Source organism: Flavobacterium sp. 2755 (assembly GCF_031455715.1).
In the GTDB taxonomy this organism is placed as follows: Bacteria; Bacteroidota; Bacteroidia; order Flavobacteriales; family Flavobacteriaceae; genus Flavobacterium.
The window spans coordinates 402,149-423,972 of record NZ_JAVDTG010000001.1; the positions used below are offsets into that span (position 1 = coordinate 402,149).

Annotated in this window: 31 protein-coding genes; 30 read left to right on the forward strand and 1 reads right to left on the reverse strand. The window is 33.1% G+C overall.

All coding sequences use genetic code 11. From position 1 onward, the window contains the following. Nucleotides 1–20: 20 nt before the first annotated feature. From J2Y38_RS01570 to J2Y38_RS01685, 24 genes are all read left to right on the forward strand, one after another. The gene (locus J2Y38_RS01570; protein WP_309838956.1) at nt 21–668 is read left to right on the forward strand and encodes a suppressor of fused domain protein; all 648 of its coding nucleotides are present in this window, start codon (nt 21–23) and stop codon (nt 666–668) included. Between the two features lie 111 nt (nt 669–779). Then, complete coding sequence (locus tag J2Y38_RS01575) at nt 780–1,682, forward strand: arginase family protein (protein WP_309838958.1); 903 nt, start codon at nt 780–782, stop codon at nt 1,680–1,682. A gap of 102 nt (nt 1,683–1,784) precedes the next feature. After that, nucleotides 1,785–2,159 carry a hypothetical protein gene (locus J2Y38_RS01580; protein WP_309838960.1) on the forward strand — a complete coding sequence of 125 codons (375 nt, stop codon included), beginning with the start codon at nt 1,785–1,787 and terminating at the stop codon, nt 2,157–2,159. 207 nt (nt 2,160–2,366) lie between these two features. Continuing rightward, nucleotides 2,367–2,798, forward strand: a complete 432-nt coding sequence (locus J2Y38_RS01585; RefSeq protein WP_309838962.1) for a GNAT family N-acetyltransferase — start codon at nt 2,367–2,369, stop codon at nt 2,796–2,798. A gap of 11 nt (nt 2,799–2,809) precedes the next feature. Then, a complete protein-coding gene (locus J2Y38_RS01590; RefSeq protein ID WP_309838964.1) occupies nt 2,810–3,199 on the forward strand; it encodes a DUF1801 domain-containing protein in 390 nt (129 codons plus the stop codon). A gap of 71 nt (nt 3,200–3,270) precedes the next feature. Beyond that, entirely contained in the window at nt 3,271–3,684 is a 414-nt protein-coding gene (locus J2Y38_RS01595) for a hypothetical protein (protein ID WP_309838966.1), read from the forward strand. 162 nt (nt 3,685–3,846) lie between these two features. Then, nucleotides 3,847–4,386 (forward strand): hypothetical protein, encoded by a 540-nt coding sequence (locus J2Y38_RS01600; RefSeq protein ID WP_309838968.1) that lies wholly within the window; start codon nt 3,847–3,849, stop codon nt 4,384–4,386. Between the two features lie 3 nt (nt 4,387–4,389). Next, complete coding sequence (locus J2Y38_RS01605; protein ID WP_160375343.1) at nt 4,390–4,596, forward strand: helix-turn-helix transcriptional regulator; 207 nt, start codon at nt 4,390–4,392, stop codon at nt 4,594–4,596. 85 nt (nt 4,597–4,681) lie between these two features. After that, complete coding sequence (locus J2Y38_RS01610) at nt 4,682–5,278, forward strand: NAD(P)H-dependent oxidoreductase (protein WP_309838972.1); 597 nt, start codon at nt 4,682–4,684, stop codon at nt 5,276–5,278. Between the two features lie 36 nt (nt 5,279–5,314). Next, complete coding sequence (locus tag J2Y38_RS01615; RefSeq protein ID WP_180858351.1) at nt 5,315–5,653, forward strand: nuclear transport factor 2 family protein; 339 nt, start codon at nt 5,315–5,317, stop codon at nt 5,651–5,653. A 128-nt stretch (nt 5,654–5,781) separates the two neighbouring features. Then, nucleotides 5,782–6,231 carry a hypothetical protein gene (locus tag J2Y38_RS01620; protein WP_309838975.1) on the forward strand — a complete coding sequence of 150 codons (450 nt, stop codon included), beginning with the start codon at nt 5,782–5,784 and terminating at the stop codon, nt 6,229–6,231. A gap of 32 nt (nt 6,232–6,263) precedes the next feature. After that, the gene (locus J2Y38_RS01625; RefSeq protein ID WP_309838977.1) at nt 6,264–7,115 is read left to right on the forward strand and encodes a DUF4261 domain-containing protein; all 852 of its coding nucleotides are present in this window, start codon (nt 6,264–6,266) and stop codon (nt 7,113–7,115) included. A 98-nt stretch (nt 7,116–7,213) separates the two neighbouring features. After that, nucleotides 7,214–7,699 (forward strand): SRPBCC domain-containing protein, encoded by a 486-nt coding sequence (locus J2Y38_RS01630; protein WP_309838979.1) that lies wholly within the window; start codon nt 7,214–7,216, stop codon nt 7,697–7,699. 322 nt (nt 7,700–8,021) lie between these two features. Beyond that, entirely contained in the window at nt 8,022–8,918 is an 897-nt protein-coding gene (locus tag J2Y38_RS01635) for an NAD(P)H-binding protein (protein WP_309838981.1), read from the forward strand. A gap of 12 nt (nt 8,919–8,930) precedes the next feature. After that, nucleotides 8,931–9,845 (forward strand): helix-turn-helix transcriptional regulator, encoded by a 915-nt coding sequence (locus J2Y38_RS01640; RefSeq protein WP_309838982.1) that lies wholly within the window; start codon nt 8,931–8,933, stop codon nt 9,843–9,845. A 60-nt stretch (nt 9,846–9,905) separates the two neighbouring features. Continuing rightward, nucleotides 9,906–10,334: a hypothetical protein gene (locus tag J2Y38_RS01645; RefSeq protein ID WP_309838984.1), complete on the forward strand. Its 429-nt coding sequence runs from the start codon at nt 9,906–9,908 to the stop codon at nt 10,332–10,334. A gap of 10 nt (nt 10,335–10,344) precedes the next feature. Beyond that, a complete protein-coding gene (locus J2Y38_RS01650; RefSeq protein WP_256635564.1) occupies nt 10,345–10,560 on the forward strand; it encodes an ArsR family transcriptional regulator in 216 nt (71 codons plus the stop codon). 75 nt (nt 10,561–10,635) lie between these two features. Then, a complete protein-coding gene (locus J2Y38_RS01655) occupies nt 10,636–11,004 on the forward strand; it encodes a nuclear transport factor 2 family protein (protein WP_309838988.1) in 369 nt (122 codons plus the stop codon). Nucleotides 11,005–11,043: 39 nt separating this feature from the next. Next, nucleotides 11,044–12,093, forward strand: coding sequence for a serine hydrolase domain-containing protein (locus J2Y38_RS01660; protein ID WP_309838989.1), 1,050 nt, complete (start codon nt 11,044–11,046; stop codon nt 12,091–12,093). A 6-nt stretch (nt 12,094–12,099) separates the two neighbouring features. Continuing rightward, entirely contained in the window at nt 12,100–12,522 is a 423-nt protein-coding gene (locus tag J2Y38_RS01665) for a DUF1801 domain-containing protein (protein ID WP_309838991.1), read from the forward strand. A 2-nt stretch (nt 12,523–12,524) separates the two neighbouring features. Beyond that, nucleotides 12,525–13,628, forward strand: a complete 1,104-nt coding sequence (locus J2Y38_RS01670) for an MBL fold metallo-hydrolase (protein WP_309838992.1) — start codon at nt 12,525–12,527, stop codon at nt 13,626–13,628. A 178-nt stretch (nt 13,629–13,806) separates the two neighbouring features. Further along, nucleotides 13,807–14,931: a lactonase family protein gene (locus J2Y38_RS01675; RefSeq protein ID WP_309838994.1), complete on the forward strand. Its 1,125-nt coding sequence runs from the start codon at nt 13,807–13,809 to the stop codon at nt 14,929–14,931. A 241-nt stretch (nt 14,932–15,172) separates the two neighbouring features. Then, the gene (locus tag J2Y38_RS01680; protein ID WP_309838996.1) at nt 15,173–15,700 is read left to right on the forward strand and encodes a GNAT family N-acetyltransferase; all 528 of its coding nucleotides are present in this window, start codon (nt 15,173–15,175) and stop codon (nt 15,698–15,700) included. Nucleotides 15,701–15,782: 82 nt separating this feature from the next. Beyond that, complete coding sequence (locus J2Y38_RS01685; RefSeq protein WP_309838998.1) at nt 15,783–16,364, forward strand: TIGR00730 family Rossman fold protein; 582 nt, start codon at nt 15,783–15,785, stop codon at nt 16,362–16,364. An 8-nt stretch (nt 16,365–16,372) separates the two neighbouring features. Here the strand turns inward: J2Y38_RS01685 and J2Y38_RS01690 are convergent, their stop codons facing one another. Continuing rightward, complete coding sequence (locus J2Y38_RS01690) at nt 16,373–17,209, reverse strand: AraC family transcriptional regulator (RefSeq protein ID WP_309839000.1); 837 nt, start codon at nt 17,207–17,209, stop codon at nt 16,373–16,375. Between the two features lie 84 nt (nt 17,210–17,293). Here J2Y38_RS01690 and J2Y38_RS01695 point away from each other — a divergent pair, with 84 nt between their 5' ends. The 6 genes from J2Y38_RS01695 (at nt 17,294) to J2Y38_RS01720 (ending at nt 21,779) form a co-directional block, all read left to right on the forward strand. Next, nucleotides 17,294–17,686 carry a DoxX family membrane protein gene (locus J2Y38_RS01695; RefSeq protein WP_309839002.1) on the forward strand — a complete coding sequence of 131 codons (393 nt, stop codon included), beginning with the start codon at nt 17,294–17,296 and terminating at the stop codon, nt 17,684–17,686. A 5-nt stretch (nt 17,687–17,691) separates the two neighbouring features. Beyond that, nucleotides 17,692–18,642 carry a polysaccharide deacetylase family protein gene (locus J2Y38_RS01700; RefSeq protein ID WP_309839004.1) on the forward strand — a complete coding sequence of 317 codons (951 nt, stop codon included), beginning with the start codon at nt 17,692–17,694 and terminating at the stop codon, nt 18,640–18,642. 213 nt (nt 18,643–18,855) lie between these two features. Continuing rightward, nucleotides 18,856–20,055 (forward strand): outer membrane beta-barrel protein, encoded by a 1,200-nt coding sequence (locus J2Y38_RS01705; RefSeq protein WP_309839006.1) that lies wholly within the window; start codon nt 18,856–18,858, stop codon nt 20,053–20,055. Between the two features lie 115 nt (nt 20,056–20,170). After that, nucleotides 20,171–20,638 (forward strand): SRPBCC family protein, encoded by a 468-nt coding sequence (locus tag J2Y38_RS01710; protein WP_309839009.1) that lies wholly within the window; start codon nt 20,171–20,173, stop codon nt 20,636–20,638. An 83-nt stretch (nt 20,639–20,721) separates the two neighbouring features. Next, a complete protein-coding gene (locus tag J2Y38_RS01715) occupies nt 20,722–21,090 on the forward strand; it encodes a DUF1801 domain-containing protein (protein WP_309839011.1) in 369 nt (122 codons plus the stop codon). 5 nt (nt 21,091–21,095) lie between these two features. Then, on the forward strand, nt 21,096–21,779 hold the full coding sequence (locus J2Y38_RS01720; protein ID WP_309839013.1) for a mutarotase: 684 nt from the start codon (nt 21,096–21,098) through the stop codon (nt 21,777–21,779). The last annotated feature ends 45 nt before the right edge of the window (nt 21,780–21,824 follow it).

Sequence of the window (21,824 nt, forward strand, 5' to 3'; positions counted from 1 at the left end):
TTTAATCATAAAAAGAAATTATGACATTAGAAGAATACAAAAAACAATTTTCAGAAGATGATGCTGTAGGATGGCTTCAAATCGATAATGAATTTGAACGTCTTTATCCAGATCAGGAACCTAAACATTTTGCTCCGGCCATAAGTTATATGCTTGGCGGAGAACATCCGCTGGACGGCGTAAGCATTTACGAAAGCAAAAAACAAACAGATCATTTTCACTTTGTAACCTACGGATTTTCTGAGTTATATTATGATGAAAACAAAATTGAAGATGAATTTAGCAAATGGGGATTTGAACTCACTTTTAGGCTAAAACCTTTTGCCGAAGATAACGGAAACCCAAGCTGGGTAATCGCCCTTTTACAAAACATTGCTAAATATGTTTTTGACAGCGGCAACTGGTTTGAAGAATTTCATTACATGCCCGCAAACGGCCCTATAAGACTTGATACAGAAACCGATATTACAGCTTTAGTAATCGTTGCAGATCCTGAAATCGAAAAAAAACAAACTCCGCACGGTGAACTTTCTTTTTTGCAAATAGTAGGAATAACTTCTGCAGAATACGAAGCAATAAAAGAAAATCCCGGAATTGTCGAAGAATTAGTTAATAAGCTAAAAGAAAACAATCCGTTGTTAATTACAGATTTAACGAGAAAATCATAAAATATCAAAAATCCGATTGGTGAAAACAAATCGGATTTTTTGATTCGTGTTTGTTAAAAATAATTTACACCCGCATTAATTTTAATAACTTTATCGGTAAATAATAGCGCCATGAAAGAAATATGCATTGTTGAATTCACTTCTAATTTAGGTCTAAAAGAACCGCAAACAGGAAAAGAACCAGGCGTAAATCGTTTGCCGGATTGGTTATGGAAACATAATCTGCATAAAGTAATTAATCCAAAAAACATCATAAGAGTCGATCCTCCAAAATACTCCAATATAAAAGATCCCGAAACCAACATTCTCAACGCAGATTCATTAGTAACCTACGCCAGAGAGCAAGCCTATTTAATAAACAATTTATTGAGTGCCAATAAATTTCCGTTTATTTTGGGCGGCGATTGCAGTATTCTTTTAGGTCCTGCAATGGCTTTAAAACAAAAAGGAAATTACGGTTTGTTTTATCTCGACGGCCATACTGATTTTATGGATGTTTCTCTGTCTGAAACTGGCGGCGTTGGCGGCATGGCAGCTTCAATTGTTACCGGAAACGGACATCAAAAATTAGCCAACATTCTCAATTTATCTCCTTATATAAAAGAAGAAAACCTTTGGTGCGTTGGCAATCGCGAATATGATGATGAATACGAAAACGAAATCCGAAAATCTTCGGCAAAATACTTAAGCCTTCAGGAATTGCGAAAACAAGGTATCGCAAATGCTGTAAAAACATTTCTTTCAGAAGTTGAAAACAAAAACTTAGATGGTTTTTGGCTTCATATCGACGTCGACGTTCTTAACGACGATATTATGCCGTGCGTAGACAGCAGAACGCCAGACGGTTTAACTTATGATGAATTTAATGAACTTACCTCCTATTTATTTGAAAGTAAAAAACTAAGCGGACTTGAAATTACAATTCTCGATCCGGATTTAGACGAAACAGGACAATACACCAAAGAATTCGTAAATAATATTACGGCTACTTTCAACAAACATTTCAAAAGTTGATTTAAAAACATAAACATCAAATAATCAATATTTTAATATTATTTTTACTACTGACAAACCGTTGTCACAATCCCATTTTACCTTTACTAAAAAATAAGATTTATGGAAACTAAAGACGGAAAATTAGCAGTATATGCCGAAACCAGAGCAGACTGGCGCAAATGGCTGACAGAAAACAGTGTAAGCGAAAAATCAGTTTGGCTGATTTTGTTTCATAAAAAAAGCCAGACCAAAAGCATCAATTTAATCGAAGCTACAGAAGAAGCGCTTTGTTTTGGCTGGATCGACAGTTTGTGCAAAAAACGCGACGACGAGAGTTACTATCTCACCTTTTCGCACCGCAACCCAAAAACCAGCAAATGGAGTAAACCCAATATAGAAAGAGCCGAACGCATGATCCAGGAAAACTTAATGACCGAACACGGGCAAAAGTTAATTGACATTGCAAAAGAACAAGGAAAATGGATTACTGATTAAAAGAATAATTAGGGCGTTTCCTTCGGCCGGGCTGTACGCTATATTCCCGATTAACAAAAACTACGGCTAAAAAGCCTTTTTTTTCTAAATCGGGAGATGCCGCTTCCATCCCTAACGCAAATCCGGTTTCATAACAACATTCTTTTTTAATTGATCTTTTTAGGCAAAAAAGATTATTTTTAAAACAAAATTCAACAACCCGATTTGATGAAAATAACAGAAATTACAAAAAGTGATTTTGAACCCTTAAAAATTCTATTTTTAAAAGAAAGACAAAGAACATTTTCGTGGCTTGATACATCAGAATTTAAATTGGATGATTTTGAAAAACATACGCAGGGAGAATATATTTTAGTTGCACATATTAATGATATTCCAGTTGGTTTTATTTCGATTTGGATGCCAAATAGTTTCATTCACCATCTATATGTTGATCAGGAATATCAAGGCCAAAAAATTGGAACCGAATTATTGAAAGCAGCCATTCAAAAAACTCAATTTCCGCTTACTTTAAAATGTTTAGAAAACAATAGCAAAGCTGTTGAGTTTTATAACAAAACAGGATTTATTGAAAAAGAAAAAGGACGATCTGAAAACGGAACCTACATTTTATTTGAGCTTTCAAAAGATATTAATTAAAATTTAAAACCATGAATCAGGAAATCCAGGCATACAACGACTCACAAAACGCTGAAGACAAAAAAATATGTGATATTTTAAGCGTTGAAATTAACGATTTCCTGCAAGAAGCCGAAAGCAAAATCTGGCATCGTCATCCGGTTTGGTTTTTAGACGGAAATCCTGTTGCAGGATATAGTAAACTTAAAGATTCGGTGAGACTGCTTTTTTGGAGCGGACAGTCTTTTGAGGAAAGCGGACTTCAAAATGAAGGAAGCTTTAAAGCCGCCGAAGCACGTTATACAAGCTCAGATCAAATCAATATTGACGATTTAAAAAGATGGCTCGATAAAGCCCGAAACATTCAATGGGATTATAAAAATATCGTGAAACGCAAAGGCGTTTTAATTCGGCTGAAATAACTTTAAACCACTTTCACGCAACTATTTAACTTTTTTTTCATCTATAAATAAACAAACCAAAATTTAAACCGATGAAAAAATATTTACTTCTTCTTATTTTAATTGCATTCTCTTCCTGTAATGATAATGATGATAATCGTTCTGACGAAAATCGTTTAGAAGGCAAATGGAGCTGGATTCGAACTTCTGGCGGGTTTGGTGGACCAACAAGCTCAGAAACATCAGATCAAAAAGTGGTAATTGAGATCTCAAACTCTACTATCAAAACTTATATAAACGGAAATCTGTCACAGCAGCAGAAATTTTTTATTACAACAAAAAAATCTGTTTTTGGCGGAGACAGAAAAATGATCGTTATTGATAAAAGCGATTCCTTTACACAAGAATTTTATTTGGACAGATCATTTGAATTTCACAACAATAAACTGTATTTAATAGACGAATGTATTGATTGCTCTACATCAGAATATGAACGCGTCAAATAATTGTGAATTATGAGTTGTGAATTATGAATTAATTTATCATTGAAGCTTTAACTAATAATTCATAACTCACAACTCATAATTAATAATTAATATTTAATAAATTTTTATTGATAAACAATAAATTATTATATTTGTTGCATACTTATTTTAAATCAAAATATTATGTCAACAAGATCAACTTACATTTTAAAGCTCCTATACGTAGTGTCATGGATTGCTTTTATTGGGCTTTGTGTCAAAGCAGGAACACTTTTAGCCTCATACGGGGTTAGCATGTTTATCAGCGAAGTTGGAGCAAAAAACCTTCAGTTAGGTTTAGATTTGTCTCCGTTAAAAGCGTACGACGTTGTCGATTACTCTATTATGGTTTTCTCTATTACGGTAATTACAATTTTAGAAGCTTTAGTATTTTATTCTGTTATTCAAATTTTCCTAAAGATTAATTTTGTCAGTCCGTTTCATGAAACAATTGGAAAACTGATCCAGAAAATGAGCGGATTCTCTTTACTTGTTGGCATCTTTAGCAACATAACCGTTAATTATTCCCAAAAATTTACTGCAATGGGAATTCAGCTTCCCAATCTTACCGAACATATTGGACTTGGAGATGCGTTCTTATTTTTTGCCGGAATTTTATATTTTATCTCACAGCTTTTTGCAAAAGGAATCGAACTTCAAAAAGAAAGCGAATTAACCATATAAGTTATGCCAATTATAGTAAATTTAGACGTAATGATGGCTAAACGAAAAATGTCATTAAATGAACTTTCAGAAAAAGTTGATTTGACCTTATCTAATCTTTCCATATTAAAAACTGGCAAGGCAAAAGCCGTTCGTTTCAGCACGCTCGAAGCAATCTGTAAAGTTCTCGATTGCCAGCCCGGAGATATTTTAGAATTTGTCGAAGAATAAGGTATTAGAATATTATTTGTAATTTCGTATTAAAGAGAACTTTAGGTTCTCTTTTTTGATTTAATAACTTTCTAAAACCATCAAAATGAATATCTTAATCGTATACAGCCATCCGAGTAAAAAGTCCTATACATTTCAGGTTTTAGAACAATTAAAATCTGCAATAGCAAAACAAAACTGGAATCTTGAAGTTTCAGATTTATACGCTTCCAATTTTCAAAGCGATATGTCTGAAGAAGAATATGAAAGAGAAGGCTTTGCAAAACTCAATCGCCCCATTTCTAAAGATGTTTTAGCAGAACAGCAAAAAATCGAAAAAGCCGATTGCATTATTTTTCTATATCCCGTTTGGTGGAGCGATTGTCCCGCAAAACTAAAAGGCTGGTTCGACCGCGTTTTTTCGGTTGGATATGCTTACGGACAAACCGACGATTTTCCGAAAATGAAAATAATTCCGTTTGGACTTGTAATTTGCACCGCCGGACATCCAAATGCTTTTTTAACCGAAATTAAAATGGCACAAAGTATGGAAACCATAATGCTAGAAGATCGTTTAGGAAAACGCTTTGAAAACAAAGAAATGCTGATTCTGGGCGGGACTTTAGATTTGGAAAATGTGATGGAAAATCATTTTTTACAAATTCAAAAAGCCGTTGAAAAAATTAAAAGTTATATTGCCTAAAAAATAGAAACTCATATTATAAAACAATCCCAAATAATGACAATAGAAGAAATAATGGACATTCAGATGTCAGCATTTAACAATAGATCAATACAACAAATGATGCCTTTGTACAGTGATGATATTAAAGTTTATAATTTTCAAGATCTTACATTAGCAATAAACGGCAAAAAAGAATGTGAAGAAATGTTTATCAACCTTTTTAAACAATCTCCAAATTTGAATGCCGAAATAATAAAATCCATCTTTTTTGATAACAAAGTAATACTTCACGAATATGTTTCTGGCCGAAATGGCGATGAAACTAAAAAAGAACAAGTCGTTATTTTTGAAATAACAAATCAAAAAATAAGCAGAATGGATATAATGAGATAATAAGTAGTAACTAAAAAAATAATTTTTCTCATTGAATAGCATTATTTAAATATAAGCATTTTCTTTCAATTTTAAATTGTTTTTCATTAAAAACATTTAATTTTGCACTTCAAATTATAAAATACATTATGGAAAACGAAGTAATTGAAAATTCTAATTTTCAAGAAATACCAGATCAAAAAATTTATTCACAAAAAGCAATACGTGTTGGAACTTTTTTAGGAGGTCCTTTGGTAGCCGGGTACCTTTTAAGTCAAAATTTCAAAACCTTTAATGATTTCGAAAAGGTAAAAAGAACCTGGATAATTACTCTTATTGGTACGGTTCTTATTTTTGGATTTATTTTTTTAATTCCGGAAAATGTTCTAGTTCCCAACTTCATTTTTCCTTTAATTTATATGAGTATTGTGGCATATTTCACGAAACAATATCAGGAAGAAAAAATAAACGAACATCTTAAAAATGGCGGAGAAGAATTTGGCTGGGGAAGAACAATTGCAATTTCAATAGCAGGCTGTATTCTAATAATTGCCATCATGCTTTCCGTTTTCCTGGCGACTGATTTGCTTAAAAATTAAATATCTTTGGAATATCCAAAATGAACTAACTAATGAAATTATTCAATTTTCTAAAAAGTAAACCCGCAAATACAGAAGAAGAAAGACTGGAAAATTATCCAGAAATGTTGAATTGCAAATTATTATTTATTGATCAGCCAAAAATAGACGCTGATACAATTTTAGACGAATTAAAAAAGTCTTTTGATACTGTTGAAAATATCAGTCAGGATAAATCATTCATATTTCAATTTCCCGAATTTAAAATTGAACTTGAAGACGCAACACTTCCTGCGCAATGTCTTATTGCTGTTCCTGATGATAATAAATTTGATGTAGAAATTCCTGATGCTGCTTTTCAGCAAAACTGGCATTGGAACGAGGCAAATGAAATTGTAGAAAAATGTAATTATGAAATCTTAATTACAGATTTTATGTCCAGAAATTTACCTTATAAGGAAAGAGTAAATCTGTATATGACTTTTTTAACCGCTGTAACCAAAGCAACTCAGCCAAATGCAATTTATTCCTTTCATGGAGAAAAAATAGTAGATCCTGCACAATTAATTGAAAATTGGGGAAGCGGGCAAAAGCCAATTCTGGACGTGCTTTGCAATGTAAGATTATACAATATATCCGATTCTGAAAATAATGAATTGATAATGGACAGCGTTGGACTTCACTCTTTTGGACTTCCGGATTTTCAAATTCAATTCTCAGGATTTGAAGCTAACGATATAGCAAATCTGCTTTGGAATTATGTTTATTATGTTTTCGAATATGGTGATATTATAGAAAACGGAAATACTTTAGAAGGAATTGAAAGTGGCTCGAAATGGAAATGCGAAAGACAAATTTCTACACTTTCACCAGAACGAGTAGTTATTAATGTTTTACCAAGTTAATTTGATTTGTCCGAAATACACCGCACAATTGTCTTATTAAAACCTAACTTATTGATTTTTAAAGAATAAATTTGATATACAACTTAAAAACCATAAAAATGAGTGCATCAGATTTTACTACAGCAATATTAGTCAATCAATCTCCAGAGGAAGTTTTTAATGCCGTTACCAATGTCCGCGGCTGGTGGTCAGAAGAAATTGAAGGAAATACAGCCAAGCAAAATGATGAATTTAATTATCATTATGAAGATATTCACCGCTGTAAAATCAAATTGATTGAAGTAATTCCGAATCAAAAAATTGTCTGGCTGGTTGAAGAAAACTATTTCAAATTTACCGAAGACAAAACGGAATGGACAGGAACAAAACCAACTTTTGAAATCACAGAAAAAGACGGAAAAACAGAACTTCGTTTTACACATTTTGGTTTAAACCAAGAATACGAATGCTTCGAAATCTGCCGCGATGCCTGGACAAACTACATTCAAAACAGTCTTAAAAAACTAATCGAAACCGGAAAAGGCGAACCAAACGCAACCGGAAAACCCCAAACCGAAAACGAAAAGAAATTATCTCAAAATTAAGGGATTTATTTGGCCCACGGATTTTACGGATTGAACGGGTTTTCACTGGTTACTTTTTAAGTTTTTTTGCCACAGATTAAAAGGATTAAAATGATTTAAAACAAGCTGCAAAAATCTGTTTAATCCTTTTAATCTGTGGCATATTTTAAAATAAACTGCGAAAACCCGTTCAATCCGTAAAACCCGTGGGCAAAAAAAGCAAAACCTTAGCATCTCAGCATCTCAGTAACTTAGAATCTTTTTCCGGCTACAACAATAGTAGATTTGGCTACACCCATATTTTTGATGTTACGCAACTTTGTAACATCAAAATTTAGAACTTATGAAAATTATAATTACAGGTTCTCTCGGGAACATCAGCAAGCCTTTGGCAAAAGAATTAATCCAAAAAGGACACTCCGTTACCGTAATTGCCAGCAGTAACGAAAGAAAACAAGAAATCGAAACCTTAGGCGCAAAAGCAGCAATTGGTTCTGTAGAAGATGTCGATTTTTTGGCTAAAACATTTACAGGCGCAGATGCCGTTTACTGCATGATTCCGCGTGCCAATTATTTTGACCCGAAATTAGATTTAGACGCTTTTACACGCAAAATCGGAAACGCTTATGTCCAAGCCATTAAACAATCTGGTGTAAAGCGTGTTGCATTTTTAAGCAGCATTGGCGCGCATTTAAAAGAAAAATCAGGAATTATTCAGCGTTACAATGAAATCGAAGCCGTTTTAAATCAGCTTTCAGAAGTTTCGATTACGTTTATGCGTCCAACATCTTTTTATTACAATTTACTGGCTTACATTCCTGCGATAAAAAATCAAGGTTTTATTTCTGCAAATTATGGTGCCGACGAATTGGTTCCGTGGGTTTCTCCAAATGATATTGCAGAAGCAATTGCCGAAGAGCTTACAACTCCGCTTGACGGAAAAAAAGTTCGTTATGTAGCCAGCGAAGAATTAAATGGTCACGAAACTGCTCAAATTTTAGGCGCAGCAATTGGAAAACCAGATTTAAAATGGAATTTCATAAGCGATGAAGAAGTTCTAAACGGATTAATTTCAGTAGGAATGCAACCCAAAATCGCAGCAGGTTTGGTCGAAATGTACGCTGCACTTTACAGCGGTTTATTGGGCGAAGATTATTATAAAAACAAACCGGCAGTTTTAGGAAAAACAAAGCTGGCAGAATATGCAAAAGAATTTGCAGCAATATATAATCAAAAATAGGTAATTTAGGCTATGGCAAATCAACAACCACATCGAATAAAAAGTATCAGCGAATTTCATGAGTTTAGAGATTTGCCAAAGCCTGAACATCCGCTTGTAAGCGTATATAATTTTGAAGATTTAAAATTTCTCAACGAACAGGAACCTAAAAGCCTTATTCTTGATTTTTATTCTATTGCATTAAAAAGAAATGCTAATGCTGTAATGCGCTACGGACAGCAGGAATATGATTTTAAAGAAGGCGTTTTACTGTTTATTGCGCCCGGTCAGGTTTTTTCTATTGAAGGAAATGCCGAACTGAAGCACACCGGATATTCATTACTGGTTCATCCTGATTTTTTATGGAATACGCCGCTTGCGCAAAAAATCAAACAATACGAATATTTTGGATATTCGGTTTACGAAGCGCTGCATCTTTCTGATAAAGAAGAAAAAATGATTATCGATATCATGAAAAATATTCAGCAGGAATACCAATCTAATATTGATAAATTCAGTCAGGATGTTATTATAGCACAAATAGAATTGCTTCTAACCTATTCTGAACGTTTTTATAACCGCCAATTCATTACCCGAAAAATAAGCAATCATGAGATTTTGGCTCGTTTAGAAAAACTTCTTGAAGAATATTTTACAAACGATTCTTTATCTAAAAAAGGTTTGCCAACAGTTCAGTTTATTGCCGAAAACCTAAATGTTTCTCCCAATTATTTAAGCGGATTATTGAAACATCTCACAGGTCAAAGCACACAGCAGCACATACACGATAAACTAATCGAAAAAGCAAAAGAAAAGCTTTCGACCACAAATTTATCTGTAAGCGAAATTGCCTATGAATTAGGCTTTGAACATCAACAGTCATTCAGTAAATTATTCAAAACAAAAACAAACGTTTCGCCTTTAGAATTCAGGCAGTCTTTCAATTAAAAAAAATCGGGTAAAAAAGACGCATAATTTTCCTATATTCGTAACAATAAAATCAAAATTATGAACCCCGTTTTAAGGAATACTTTGGCTGTTATTGCCGGAATTATAATTGGAAGTATTGTGAATATGAGTATTATTTTAATCAGCGACTCTATTATTCCACCGCCAGTTGGAGTCGACAATACAACGATGGAAGGTTTGCAAAAAACAATGCATTTATTTGAAGTACAGCATTTTATTTTCCCATTTCTGGCTCACGCGATCGGAACATTTGCTGGAGCTGTTACAACAGCTTTAATCGCCATCAATCATAAAAAGAAATTAGCCTTAGTAATTGGAGCTTTTTTTTTACTGGGCGGAATTGTAAGTGTTTGTTCCCTTCCGGCGCCAATGTGGTTTACATTTGTAGATTTGGTTTTTGCTTATATTCCAGCAGCTTATTTGGCTTTGAGATTAGTTTGCAAAAAAACACAGAAAGCAGCCTATTAAAATTAAAAAAATGAGCGAGAAACCATCCAAACAAAAACCGGCAAAAATGTGCTACGAACATATTGGCGGAAAACTGGGTCAACTGCTCGCTGTAACTTTTGCAGAAAAAGGATGGATCGCCAAGAAAAATCCCGCCGACAAACACTTTTATATTACCGATTTAGGCGAAAAAGAATTCACAAAATTAGGTATCGATATAACACAGATAAAACCTGAAGATTTATAAAAATTTTCAGGTTTTTTTAATTCAAAAAGTACTTCTAAATTTCATAACTTAGTTTGCTGTTTAATCCTGTTGATTATGACTAAGAAAGAAATCGTAGAAAACTTCTTAAAACTTGCTGCAAGCGGACATCCGCATGAAGCTTTTAGGCTTTATGTCGGCAAAAATTTCAAACATCATAATATTCATTTTAAAGGAGATGCCCAGACTTTAATGCTGGCAATGGAAGAATCAGCAAGAACAAATCCAAATAAAATTTTTAAAATTCATCATATTATTGCTGACCATGATTTGGTCGCTGTACATTCGCATTTAAAACAAAATTCAACTGATTTAGGATTTGTCGTAGTTCATATTTTCAAATTTGAGTCAGATAAAATTATCGAACTCTGGGATTTAGGACAGCCAATTCCAAGTGAAATGATTAATAAGAATGGAATGTTTTGAATTAATTGTTAATTGTGAATTATTAACCGAGACTAAAAAATGAACCTTAAATACAAAATTCCTGTTTTACTGCTTTTGACCTTTCTTTTGTCATACTGCAATTCTTCTGCACAAAAGAAAGATGATTATTCCGCTAAAATTGACAGTTTGGTTGAACATACCACTTCTCCGGTTTTTAACGGTGTTATTTTGATTTCTAAAAATGGAAAAACATTGTATTCAAAAGCAAAGGGTTTTGCCAATTTTGAAACCAAAAAACCTTTAACTGTAAATTCTCAATTTGAGATCATGTCAAACAGCAAGCAGGTTGCTGCGGTTTTACTTTTATTGGAAGTGGAAAAAGGAAAAGTTGATTTACAATCACCAATTAAAAAATATCTTCCGGAATTAACGCAGCCGTGGGCAGATTCGGTTACGGTTCATCAGCTTTTAAATCATACACACGGAATTGTCGATTTACAAAAACCTTTGGCTTTTAAACCCGGAACTCAGTTTAGTTACGGAAATTTAAGTTTTAGCCTTGCCGAAAAAATTGTTGAATTAAGTACTCAAAAAAGTTATACCGAAGTGGCGAATGCTCTTTTTAAGAAATTAAAAATGAACAATACATTTTGTTATGCTAAAGACAAAATCCAAAATTTAGCTACGGGATATTTTAATTCAAATGGAAAGTTTGAAGCTGTAAAAACTACACAGATTACACCGCAAAGTTTAGGCGCAGACGGAGTTGTTTCTACCGTAAATGATTTATCAGTTTGGAATAATAATCTCCATAAAGGAAAAATCCTAAAACCGGAAACGTATCAATTAATGCTGAAATACAATATATTGGCACAGCATGATTTCTTCGGAAAAGCAGATGAAGGTTATGGTTACGGAATTAAAATTATTGAGAAAGAAGCGGTAAAATACGTAGGTCACACCGGTTTAGGCGATGGATTTTCTTCGGTAAATTTGTATTTTCCGGAAAGTGATGTCAGCTTAATTGTGTTAGAAAATCAAATGAACGAAAGCCGCGATTTGTTTTATATTTCTGAATTTAAAATCAAAAATATTTTACTGAAAAGCGATTTAGTACATCAAAAATAAAAAGCGATGGCAAAGAATAAAACAGCAGAAACCCAAAGCAGTGTTATTGATTTTATAAATGCTGTAGACATCGAAGCAAAAAGAAATGATGCTTTTGAACTGGTAAAAATAATGAAAGAGATTACAGGTTTTGAACCTAAAATGTGGGGACCAAGTATTATAGGCTTTGGAACTTATCATTACAAATATGCCACGGGACACGAAGGCGATGCGCCTCTGGCTGCTTTTTCTCCCAGAAAAGCCGCAACTACAGTTTATTTTTATTTACCCGAAGAAAAGAGAGAAGAACTTTTTTCAAATCTGGGAAAATACAAAGTATCAAAAGCCTGTATTTACATCAAGAAATTAGCTGATATCGATATTGAAATCTTAAAACAAATCATTTCACTTTCGATTGAAGAAGTCCAAAATTTATATCCCCAAAAATAAAAATGATCACATTCTTAATTCTATTATTAATAATAGTTCTTCTCGTTTACAACTTTTTACAACATCCAAAATTCGGAAAAAAGCCTTCAGGCGAAAGATTAGCTTTAATTGAAAAATCGCCTCAATACAAGAACGGAAAATTTGAAAACCAAAACTTTACACCGGATCTTGCTGAAGGTGCAACTTATTTTAGCGTTTTAAGTGAATTTTTCTTCAAAAAAGTAGATCGAAAAATCCCAACTGATTTAATTCCGTCAGTCAAAACCAATTTACACGAAATTCCTCTCAATCAGGATGTTTTAGTTTGGTTTGGACATTCGTCTTATTATATTCAACTTGAAGGAAAACGATTTTTAATTGATCCCGTTTTTAGCGGTAACGCTTCTCCAATTGCGGGAACTACAAAATCGTTTAAAGGAACAGATATTTATACCGCTAACGATCTTCCGGAAATTGATTATTTGCTGCTTACACACGATCATTATGATCATTTAGATTATAAAACAATTCTTCAGCTAAAGCCGAAAACCAAAAAAGTAATCACGGCACTTGGCGTTGGTTCACATTTTGAATTTTGGGGATTTCCAAAAGAAAATATTATCGAAAAAGACTGGCATGAAAAAATAGAATTAGACGAAAATCTAACGCTTTATACCACGCCATCAAGACATTTTTCAGGCAGAAGTTTTAAACGCTGTAATACTCTTTGGACTTCTTTTGTTTTAGAAGCCAAAGATTTTAAAATGTATTTGGGAGGAGACAGCGGCTACGATCAGCATTTTGCAGAAATTGGCGAGAAATTTGGCCCTTTTGATATTGTTTTGATCGACAACGGCCAATACAATAAAAACTGGAAATACATTCATAATATGCCCGAAGATGTGATACAGGCGATGCAGGATTTAAAAGCAAAAAGAGCATTTCCGGTGCATTCGTCAAAGTTTTCTTTATCGCTGCATGCCTGGGATGAACCGCTAATTAAAGTAACTGAACTGAATGCAAATTCAGCAAATCCAATTCCTTTAATTACGCCAATAATTGGAGAATTAGTGGAACTAAAAAATGAAAATCAGGAATTTAAACAGTGGTGGAAAGGGGTTAAGTAGATTTTAGATTGCAGATTTTAGATTTTAGATTGAAAACTTGAAACTTGAAACTTGAAACCTAAAACTTGAAACACTGCATTGTCACCCTGAGCGAAGTCGAAGGGCACACAAAGGGCTTCGACTTCGCTCAGCCTGACAGGAATTGAAACTTGAAATCTGAAAAACCTGAAACAAAAAAATGAAACAAAAAATAAACTTCCTAACGATTGCATTTCTGATAACATTTAATATGTTTTCTCAAAATACCTATGTATTTTTAGGATCATACAATCGAGATAAAACGGCAGAAGCGATTCAGGTATATCAATTAGATACTTTAAACGGAAAACTATCCAAAATAACCTCGGCAAAAGACATTATAAATCCTTCGTATTTAACTGTTTCTCCAAACGGAAAATATGTTTATGCCTGCACGGATACCAAAACGCCAAATGCCGGAAGTATAAGCAGTTTTGAATTTAATCCGGAAAATAAAAGTCTGACTTTTTTAAACAGCCAGAGAAGCGGCGGCGAAAATCCCGTTTATGTTACGGTTCATAAAAGCGGCAAATGGATTGCAAATGCCAATTATACAGAAGGAAGTGTTTCTGTTTTCCCAATTCTGGAAAATGGAAAAATTGATTCTATAGCGCAGAATTTTCAATATATGGATGGAAGTACGCATAAAGAAAGACAAACAAGATCTCACGTCCATTCGGCAGTATTTTCGCCTCAATTTGATTATTTATTTTTACCCGATTTAGGTGCCGATAAAATTCGCAGTTATGCCTTTGATGAAAATAAAAAACAGCCTTTAACCGAAGCTCAAATTCCATTTACAAAAACGGATTTAGAAGCCGGGCCAAGACATTTTACTTTTCATCCGAATCAGAAATTTGGTTATTGTATTGAAGAAATGGCGGGACAGATAAGTGTTTATAATTATGAAAACGGCACTTTAAATAAAATTCAGCGTATTGCGACACATCCGGATAAAATAAAAGAAGGTTTTGAAAGTTCTGATATTCATATTTCACCAGACGGAAAGTTTCTGTATGCCACAAATCGAGGAAAGGAAAATAACATTGCTATTTTTTCTATTGATGAAAATGGATTATTGAAAAACATTGGTTATCAATCGACTTTAGGAAAACATCCGAGAGTTTTTGCCATCGATGAAACCGGAAAATTTTTAGTTGCTACAAATGTTATTTCCGGAAATATTATCGTTTTTAGAAGAAATCCTAAAACCGGATTATTGAAGAAAACAGGAAAAGAAATTAAAATGGAAAATGTTTCGTGTGTACAGATTAGAAGGATTTGATGACTTGATGGGGCACGGATTTTACTGATTGAAACAGATTTACGCAGAGTTTTTTTGTCATCCTGAGCGAAGTCGAAGGATACGTAAGAAACTCTAACAAAGTAAATCGCCAATCTTTGTCGATCTGCGTGTGTGATCCTTCGGCTTCGCTCAGAATGACAAACAGTAAAAATCCTTTTTAATCTTTTATCCCGATAGTTATCGGGAGTGGCAAAAAAACAAACTATTAAAACGCTATAAAATGACATTATCAAATTTCAACTTACAGCCCCATTTTTTAGAAGACGAAATTGTAAAATTGATTCCGCTGGAGGAAAATCATTTTGAAGATTTATTTAAAGCAGCATCTGATCCTTTGATTTGGGAGCAGCATCCTGCGAAAGACAGAAGCAGCAGAGATGGTTTTAAAACTTTTTTTGACGCGGGATTAAATTCTAAAGGCGCTTTTTTAATTTTAGATAAACAAAGCAATGAAATTATAGGGACTACGCGTTATTACGATTATAAACCCAACAATTCAAGTGTTGCAATTGGATACACATTTCTTATTAGAAAATTTTGGGGTGGATCTCATAATAATTCAACAAAAAAATTGCTAATCAATTATGCTTTCCAATATGTAAATTCTATTTTTTTCCATGTTGGTGCAGAAAATTTCCGATCTCAAAAAGCTGTTTTAAAACTTGGTGCAAAAAAAATAAATGTAGTTCTCACTACAATGAATGGTATCAGTATATCACCACACTTTGAATATGAACTGAAAAAGTAATAGTTTGCAGTCGCAGTTTTCAGTGACAGTTTACAAATATTTTTTAATTCATAATTTTTAATTTTTAATTCTTACTAACAACATGAAAAATATCACCGTTTTCTGCGGATCAAGTTTTGGTACCGAAGAAATATATAAAGAACAAGCCGAATTATTGGGAAAAACTTTAGCCAAACAAAATATTGGTTTGGTTTATGGCGGAGCAAATGTGGGTTTAATGGGCGCTGTTGCGGATGGAGCTTTGAGCGAAAACGGAACCGTAATTGGCGTTTTACCAAATTTTTTAAGATCAAAAGAAATTGCGCATAAAGGTTTAACTGAATTGATTTTGGTAGAAAGCATGCACGAGCGCAAAACCAAAATGAATGACTTATGCGACGGTGTAATTGCACTTCCGGGTGGTTTTGGGACTCTGGAAGAACTTTTCGAAATGCTGACCTGGGCACAATTAGGCTTACATAAAAAACCTATCGCAATTTTAAACATTAACGGATTTTACGATTCGCTTTTAGAATTACTTCAAACCATGAGTGAAAAAGGTTTATTGAAAGAAGCCAATCAAAAAATGCTTTTGGTAAGCGATAATATTGACGATTTGTTAAACCAAATGAGAAATTACACGCCGCCAACAGTTGGAAAATGGATTGAAAAAGATAAAGTTTAATTTTTCAATTAAACTCTTTTAAACTGCTTTTTATAGTCACTTGGATTCAAACCTGTATGTTTTTTAAACAAGCGATTCAGGTGACTTGCATCGCTAAAACCAAATTCGTACACAATTTCATTGATCTGCATATTGGTAAACTTTAACCGGGTTTCGATTAATTTTACTTTATAGGCCATTGTGTATTCCTGAATACTCTGCCCTGTTTTAGTTTTAAAATATTCACTGATATAAGTTGACGAAACATTAAATGCCGCCGCCATATTTAACGCTTTTAATTGTTCGGGCTGATAAATATTCTGATGTACATAATTCAATAAATCCAAACTTGGAACCACATTGGGTTGGTTAAGATTAAGTGGTGCAATAAGTGAAATGTTTCTGGCTGCAATTGTAATAATCGTATTCAGAATTTGCTTAATAACTTCCTGCTGCTGCGGAAAGTTCGTGTTTTCTTCTCTAATAAGTGCTTCAATCATCGCCCTTACCAAAGGTTTATCTGTTACTGTTTTTAAAATGCAGCCCGGCCTGTGATTGTGGTTATGAAAAATAAATTCAAGCTTTTGAATCCAGTCACTGCTTTGTGTTTTAAGATAACTGTCATGAAAGCGTATAAAGAAAAATTTCGTTTTCTCTGTAACTTCAAAACTATGCGTATCTTGCGGAAAGATCAAAAAAAACTTATCGCTGCTATAAGGCCATCGATGATCGTTTATAATTTGAGTTCCTTTTCCTTCAAGAACAAAAACCATTTCAAAAAAAGTATTTTTACGTTCTTTCGCTTCATATTCTAAAACTTCTAAAAACTGAAGTTCAAAAGGATGGTATAAATTTCTAATTTCCATCTTGCAAAAGTACAAATTATTCCAATGATTGTACAAATTTTAAAAAGCTGTTATCCGCAACTTTGTAGTATAAAATCACTTAATATGGAAACAACCTCTTTTTTATTATTACGTCTTGCAATTGCAATCAGCATGTTTGGTCACGGATTAGTCCGTCTGCCAAAACTTACCACTTTCAGTAATTGGATGGTTGGCACTTTTGAAAATTCAATGCTGCCAAAATTCCTTGTAACACCGTTTAGTTACATTTTACCAATAGCCGAATTTACCATTGGTCTTTTACTTTTATTAGGTTTATTTACTAAACCAGCTTTAATTGCCGGAGCCATTGTTATGCTTGCGTTATTATTTGGTACTTCGATGATTGAGAACTGGGAAGCCGTTCCATCACAATTAATTCACATTGCTTTTTTTGCTTTGCTATTGCATTTTGCAACTTATAATAGCTGGGCTATTGATACCTTAATTAAAAAATAAATAGTATGAGTTCTAGAAGAAATTTTATTAAACAAACCGGAATAATTGGAATGGTGGGAATGATAAATCCTATTGAAACTTTTTCTGAAGTTTCAAAAAATGCTCCAATTTTCTCTCCTCAAAAAACAAAATGGGCAGACGGTTCAAGATTAGTGGTTTCGATTTCGATGCAGTTTGAAGCCGGAGGACAGCCACAAAATGCCGAAAGTCCATTTCCTCAAAATATACAAAAAGGCTTTATTGATCTTCCTGCCGCAACCTGGTATGAATATGGATATAAAGAAGGTGTTCCGCGTATGCTGGACAATTGGGATAAACTAGGTGTAAAAGTAACTTCGCACATGGTTGGAACTGCGGTTTTAAAAAATCCGGAGTTAGCCAAAGAAATTGTACAAAGGGGCCACGAAGCCGCTGCACACGGAATGAGCTGGAGTACACAATACACAATGCCTTATGAAGAGGAAAAGAAATTCATAAAAGATGGCGTTGATGCCATAAAAAAAGTTACTGGTTTTACTCCTGTTGGCTACAATGCCAACTGGTTACGCCGAGGACAAAACACACTTGAGATTCTGCAGGAATTGGGATTCAAATATCATATTGACGATCTAAGTCGGGATGAACCTTTTATTATTCAGGTAAAAAATAAAGATTTTGCAGTTGTTCCGTATACCATTCGATGCAACGATATTGTTTTGATTGAAGGGAAAAACTTTTCGGCAGATCAGTTTTTGCAACAAGCCAAAATGGAATTTGACCAATTATACGCCGAAAGCGAAACACAACGCCGACAAATGTCAATTAGTTTTCATGATCGTATTGGAGGAACTCCGCAAATGGTAAAAGCGACAAGTGACCTTATTAAATATATGCAGCAGCATCAAGGTGTCAGTTTTAAACGTAAAGACGAAATTGCAGAGATTGCACTTCATGATAAAACTACAATAAGAGAATAACAGATTTATTTTAGATTTTAGATTTTAGATTTTAGATTTTTTAAACTATCTAATCCATACAGGTGAAAATCTGTGTGGATTTTTTGATTGTTATTTAAGGATGAAAAATCAAAAAATAAAAACATCGTTTACCCCTAAAAAGGATTTTTTTCAAATAACATTTCTATATATTTACACCATAAAATCTTAATAAATCTAACTATTTAACCAAAAATGAAAAAACCACTATTATTGTTCTTTATTTTATTATGTTTTAATTCCTACTCGCAGATTATTTTTGAAAAAGGATATTTTATTGACAACGGTGATAAAAAAACAGATTGTTTAATTAAAAATTTAGACTGGCGCAGTAACCCAACAGAATTTGAATACAAGTTAGACGAACAAGATCAATCTCAAAAAATAAATATATCACAAGCCAAAGAATTCGGAATTTACAATATTTCGAAATATCAAAGACAAATTGTAAATATCGATCGTTCATCAGCAATTTTAAGCAAACTAGACCTGGATAAAAGCCCAAAGTTTGCTGAAGAAAAATTGTTCTTAAAAATATTATTAGAAGGAAAAGCTACTTTATATGAATATAATGATGAAGATATTAACCGTTTCTTTTTCAAAACTGATGATACTCCTGTTACACAGTTAGTTTACAAATCATATAAAATTTCTGAAACAGAAATTGGAGAGAATAACCAGTTCAGAAACCAGCTTTTTACTTCTCTTAAATGTGAAAGTATAAGTGCTCAAACTGTAAAATACATTAATTACAAAAGATCAGACCTGATTAAAATATTTTCGAAATACAATCAATGCAGTAACTATTCATTTACCAATTTTGAAAATGCACAAAAGAAAGATCTTTTTAATTTAACGATCAGACCGGGTATAAAAAGTTCAAGTTATTCTGTTGAAAATGATTTTGCAAACTATTATAATACAGATTTTGGATCTAAAATGGGTTTCAGGCTTGGTCTTGAGGCTGAATTCATTTTACCGTTTAATAAAAACAAATGGGCTATTATAATAGAGCCTACCTATCAATCATTTAAAGCAGAAAAGTTTCAGAGCGATTTGAATATGACTTCAAAAATTGATTACAGTTCTATTGAACTTCCAATTGGTATTAGACATTATTTTTTCCTGAATAATAACTCTAATATATTCATAAACGCTCAATACCAAATAGACTTAACCTTAAATAACGAACTTTCTTTTCAGCGTACAAGTCTGCGAAATGACGTGAAGATTGATGCAGAAGGAACTGTGGCTTTTGGTTTGGGATATAAATACAAGAAAAAATACAGCACTGAACTTAGAATGGCTTTACCCAAAGATCTTCTGGGAAAGTATCAGGTATGGAAATCTGATTATACCGCAGTTTCACTTATTTTTGGATATACTATATTCTAAAAAAAACACTTTTATGATATAAAAGCTTTACAATTTTTCTGTAAAGCTTTTTTTATTTCCTAAATTAGTTATTTCAAAAAATAATTGAGGTTATACTTTATTTTCAACGCAAAAAATGAAACCAGAAAACAACAAATTCGCAAAAGCCGAAATGCTGATTAGAAAACCTGTTTCAGAAGTTTTTCAGGCTTTTATTGATCCGGAAATTACCAGTAAATTTTGGTTTACAAAAGGTTCCGGGAAATTAGAAGAAGGTAAAAAAACCGAATGGACTTGGGAAATGTATGGCTTTTCGCTTTCAGTTACGACATTAGTTTTACAGGAAAATAAAAAAATTGTTATTGAATGGGGAAATCCTGATGAAACAACTTTGGTAGAATGGATTTTTACGCCGCTAAACGAAAATGAAACTTTTGTAAGCATAACGAACTCAGGTTTAAAAGGAGATTCAGATAAAATTATAGATCAGGTCCGCAATTCTACCGAAGGTTTTACGTTAGTTTTAGCTGGAGCAAAAGCTTATTTAGAACATCAATTGCAGTTGAATTTAGTGTTAGATAGATTCCCAAAAGGATTAGCATAAAAAAGTTTCACGTTTCAAGTTTCTTTAGTTTCAAGTACCCTTCAACCTGAAACTTGAAACATGAAACAAAAAAACTAAAAATCATGGATACAAAGAAACCCGAAAATATCGATGAATACATTGGCGCATTCCCCAATGATGTTCAGGAAATTTTAGAAAAAGTGAGAATGACGATTCAGAAAGCAGCGCCTGATGCGAAAGAAAAAATCAGTTATTCGATGCCGGCGTTTGACCAAAACGGAATTGTGGTTTATTTTTCGGCTTTTAAAAATCATATCGGATTGTATGCTTTACCAACCGGTCATGAAGCTTTTGCTGCAGAACTTTCTAAATATAAATCAGGAAAGGGTTCAGTTCAGTTTCCTTTAAAAGAAAAAATGCCGTACGATTTAATTACTAAAATTGTAAAATTTAGGGTGAAAGAAAATCTGGAGAAAGCGAAAAAGAAATAACCAAAATGAATTTAGCAGAACATTACAATCAGCTTTATAAAACTTCTTCTGAAATTATTTTAAAGGGAAATTACAGTTTAGATTCCCAAATAAATGATCCTTCAGATTCCCGATTTGGCATTACGCTTCTCCTCCGCCCCAGCGAAAAAATAAAAAGTAATATTCAGCTGTTTTTAAAAGATTTAAAAGCAGTTGAACCCAATCAATACTATTATCCTAATTCTGATATTCATATTACGGTAATGTCGATTATTTCATGTTATCAAGGTTTTAGTTTAGATAAAATTAATGTGGAAGATTATATCGAGATAATCCAAAAAATCTTAGAAGATTTAGGCGAAATCAAAATCGAATTTCGAGGAATTACAGCATCAAATTCTGCAATAATGATTCAGGGATTTCCTTCAGATGAAACTTTGAATAATTTAAGAAATAAACTTCGGGAGAATTTTAGAAATTCTATTTTAGAACAAAGTATCGATAGCCGATATTCAATTGCTACAGCACATTCAACGGTAATGCGTTTTACAGAAAAGCTTCAAAATCCTGAAAAATTAATTGAAATTGTTGAGCAATTTCGGGATTATAATTTTGGAGATTTCACAGCCGATAAACTCGAATTAGTTTTCAATGATTGGTATCAGAGAGAAGAAAATACAATTCACTTAGAAGATTTTCTAACAAATTGAAATAGCCACGAATTACACTAATTTTCACTAATTAAAAATAAAAAT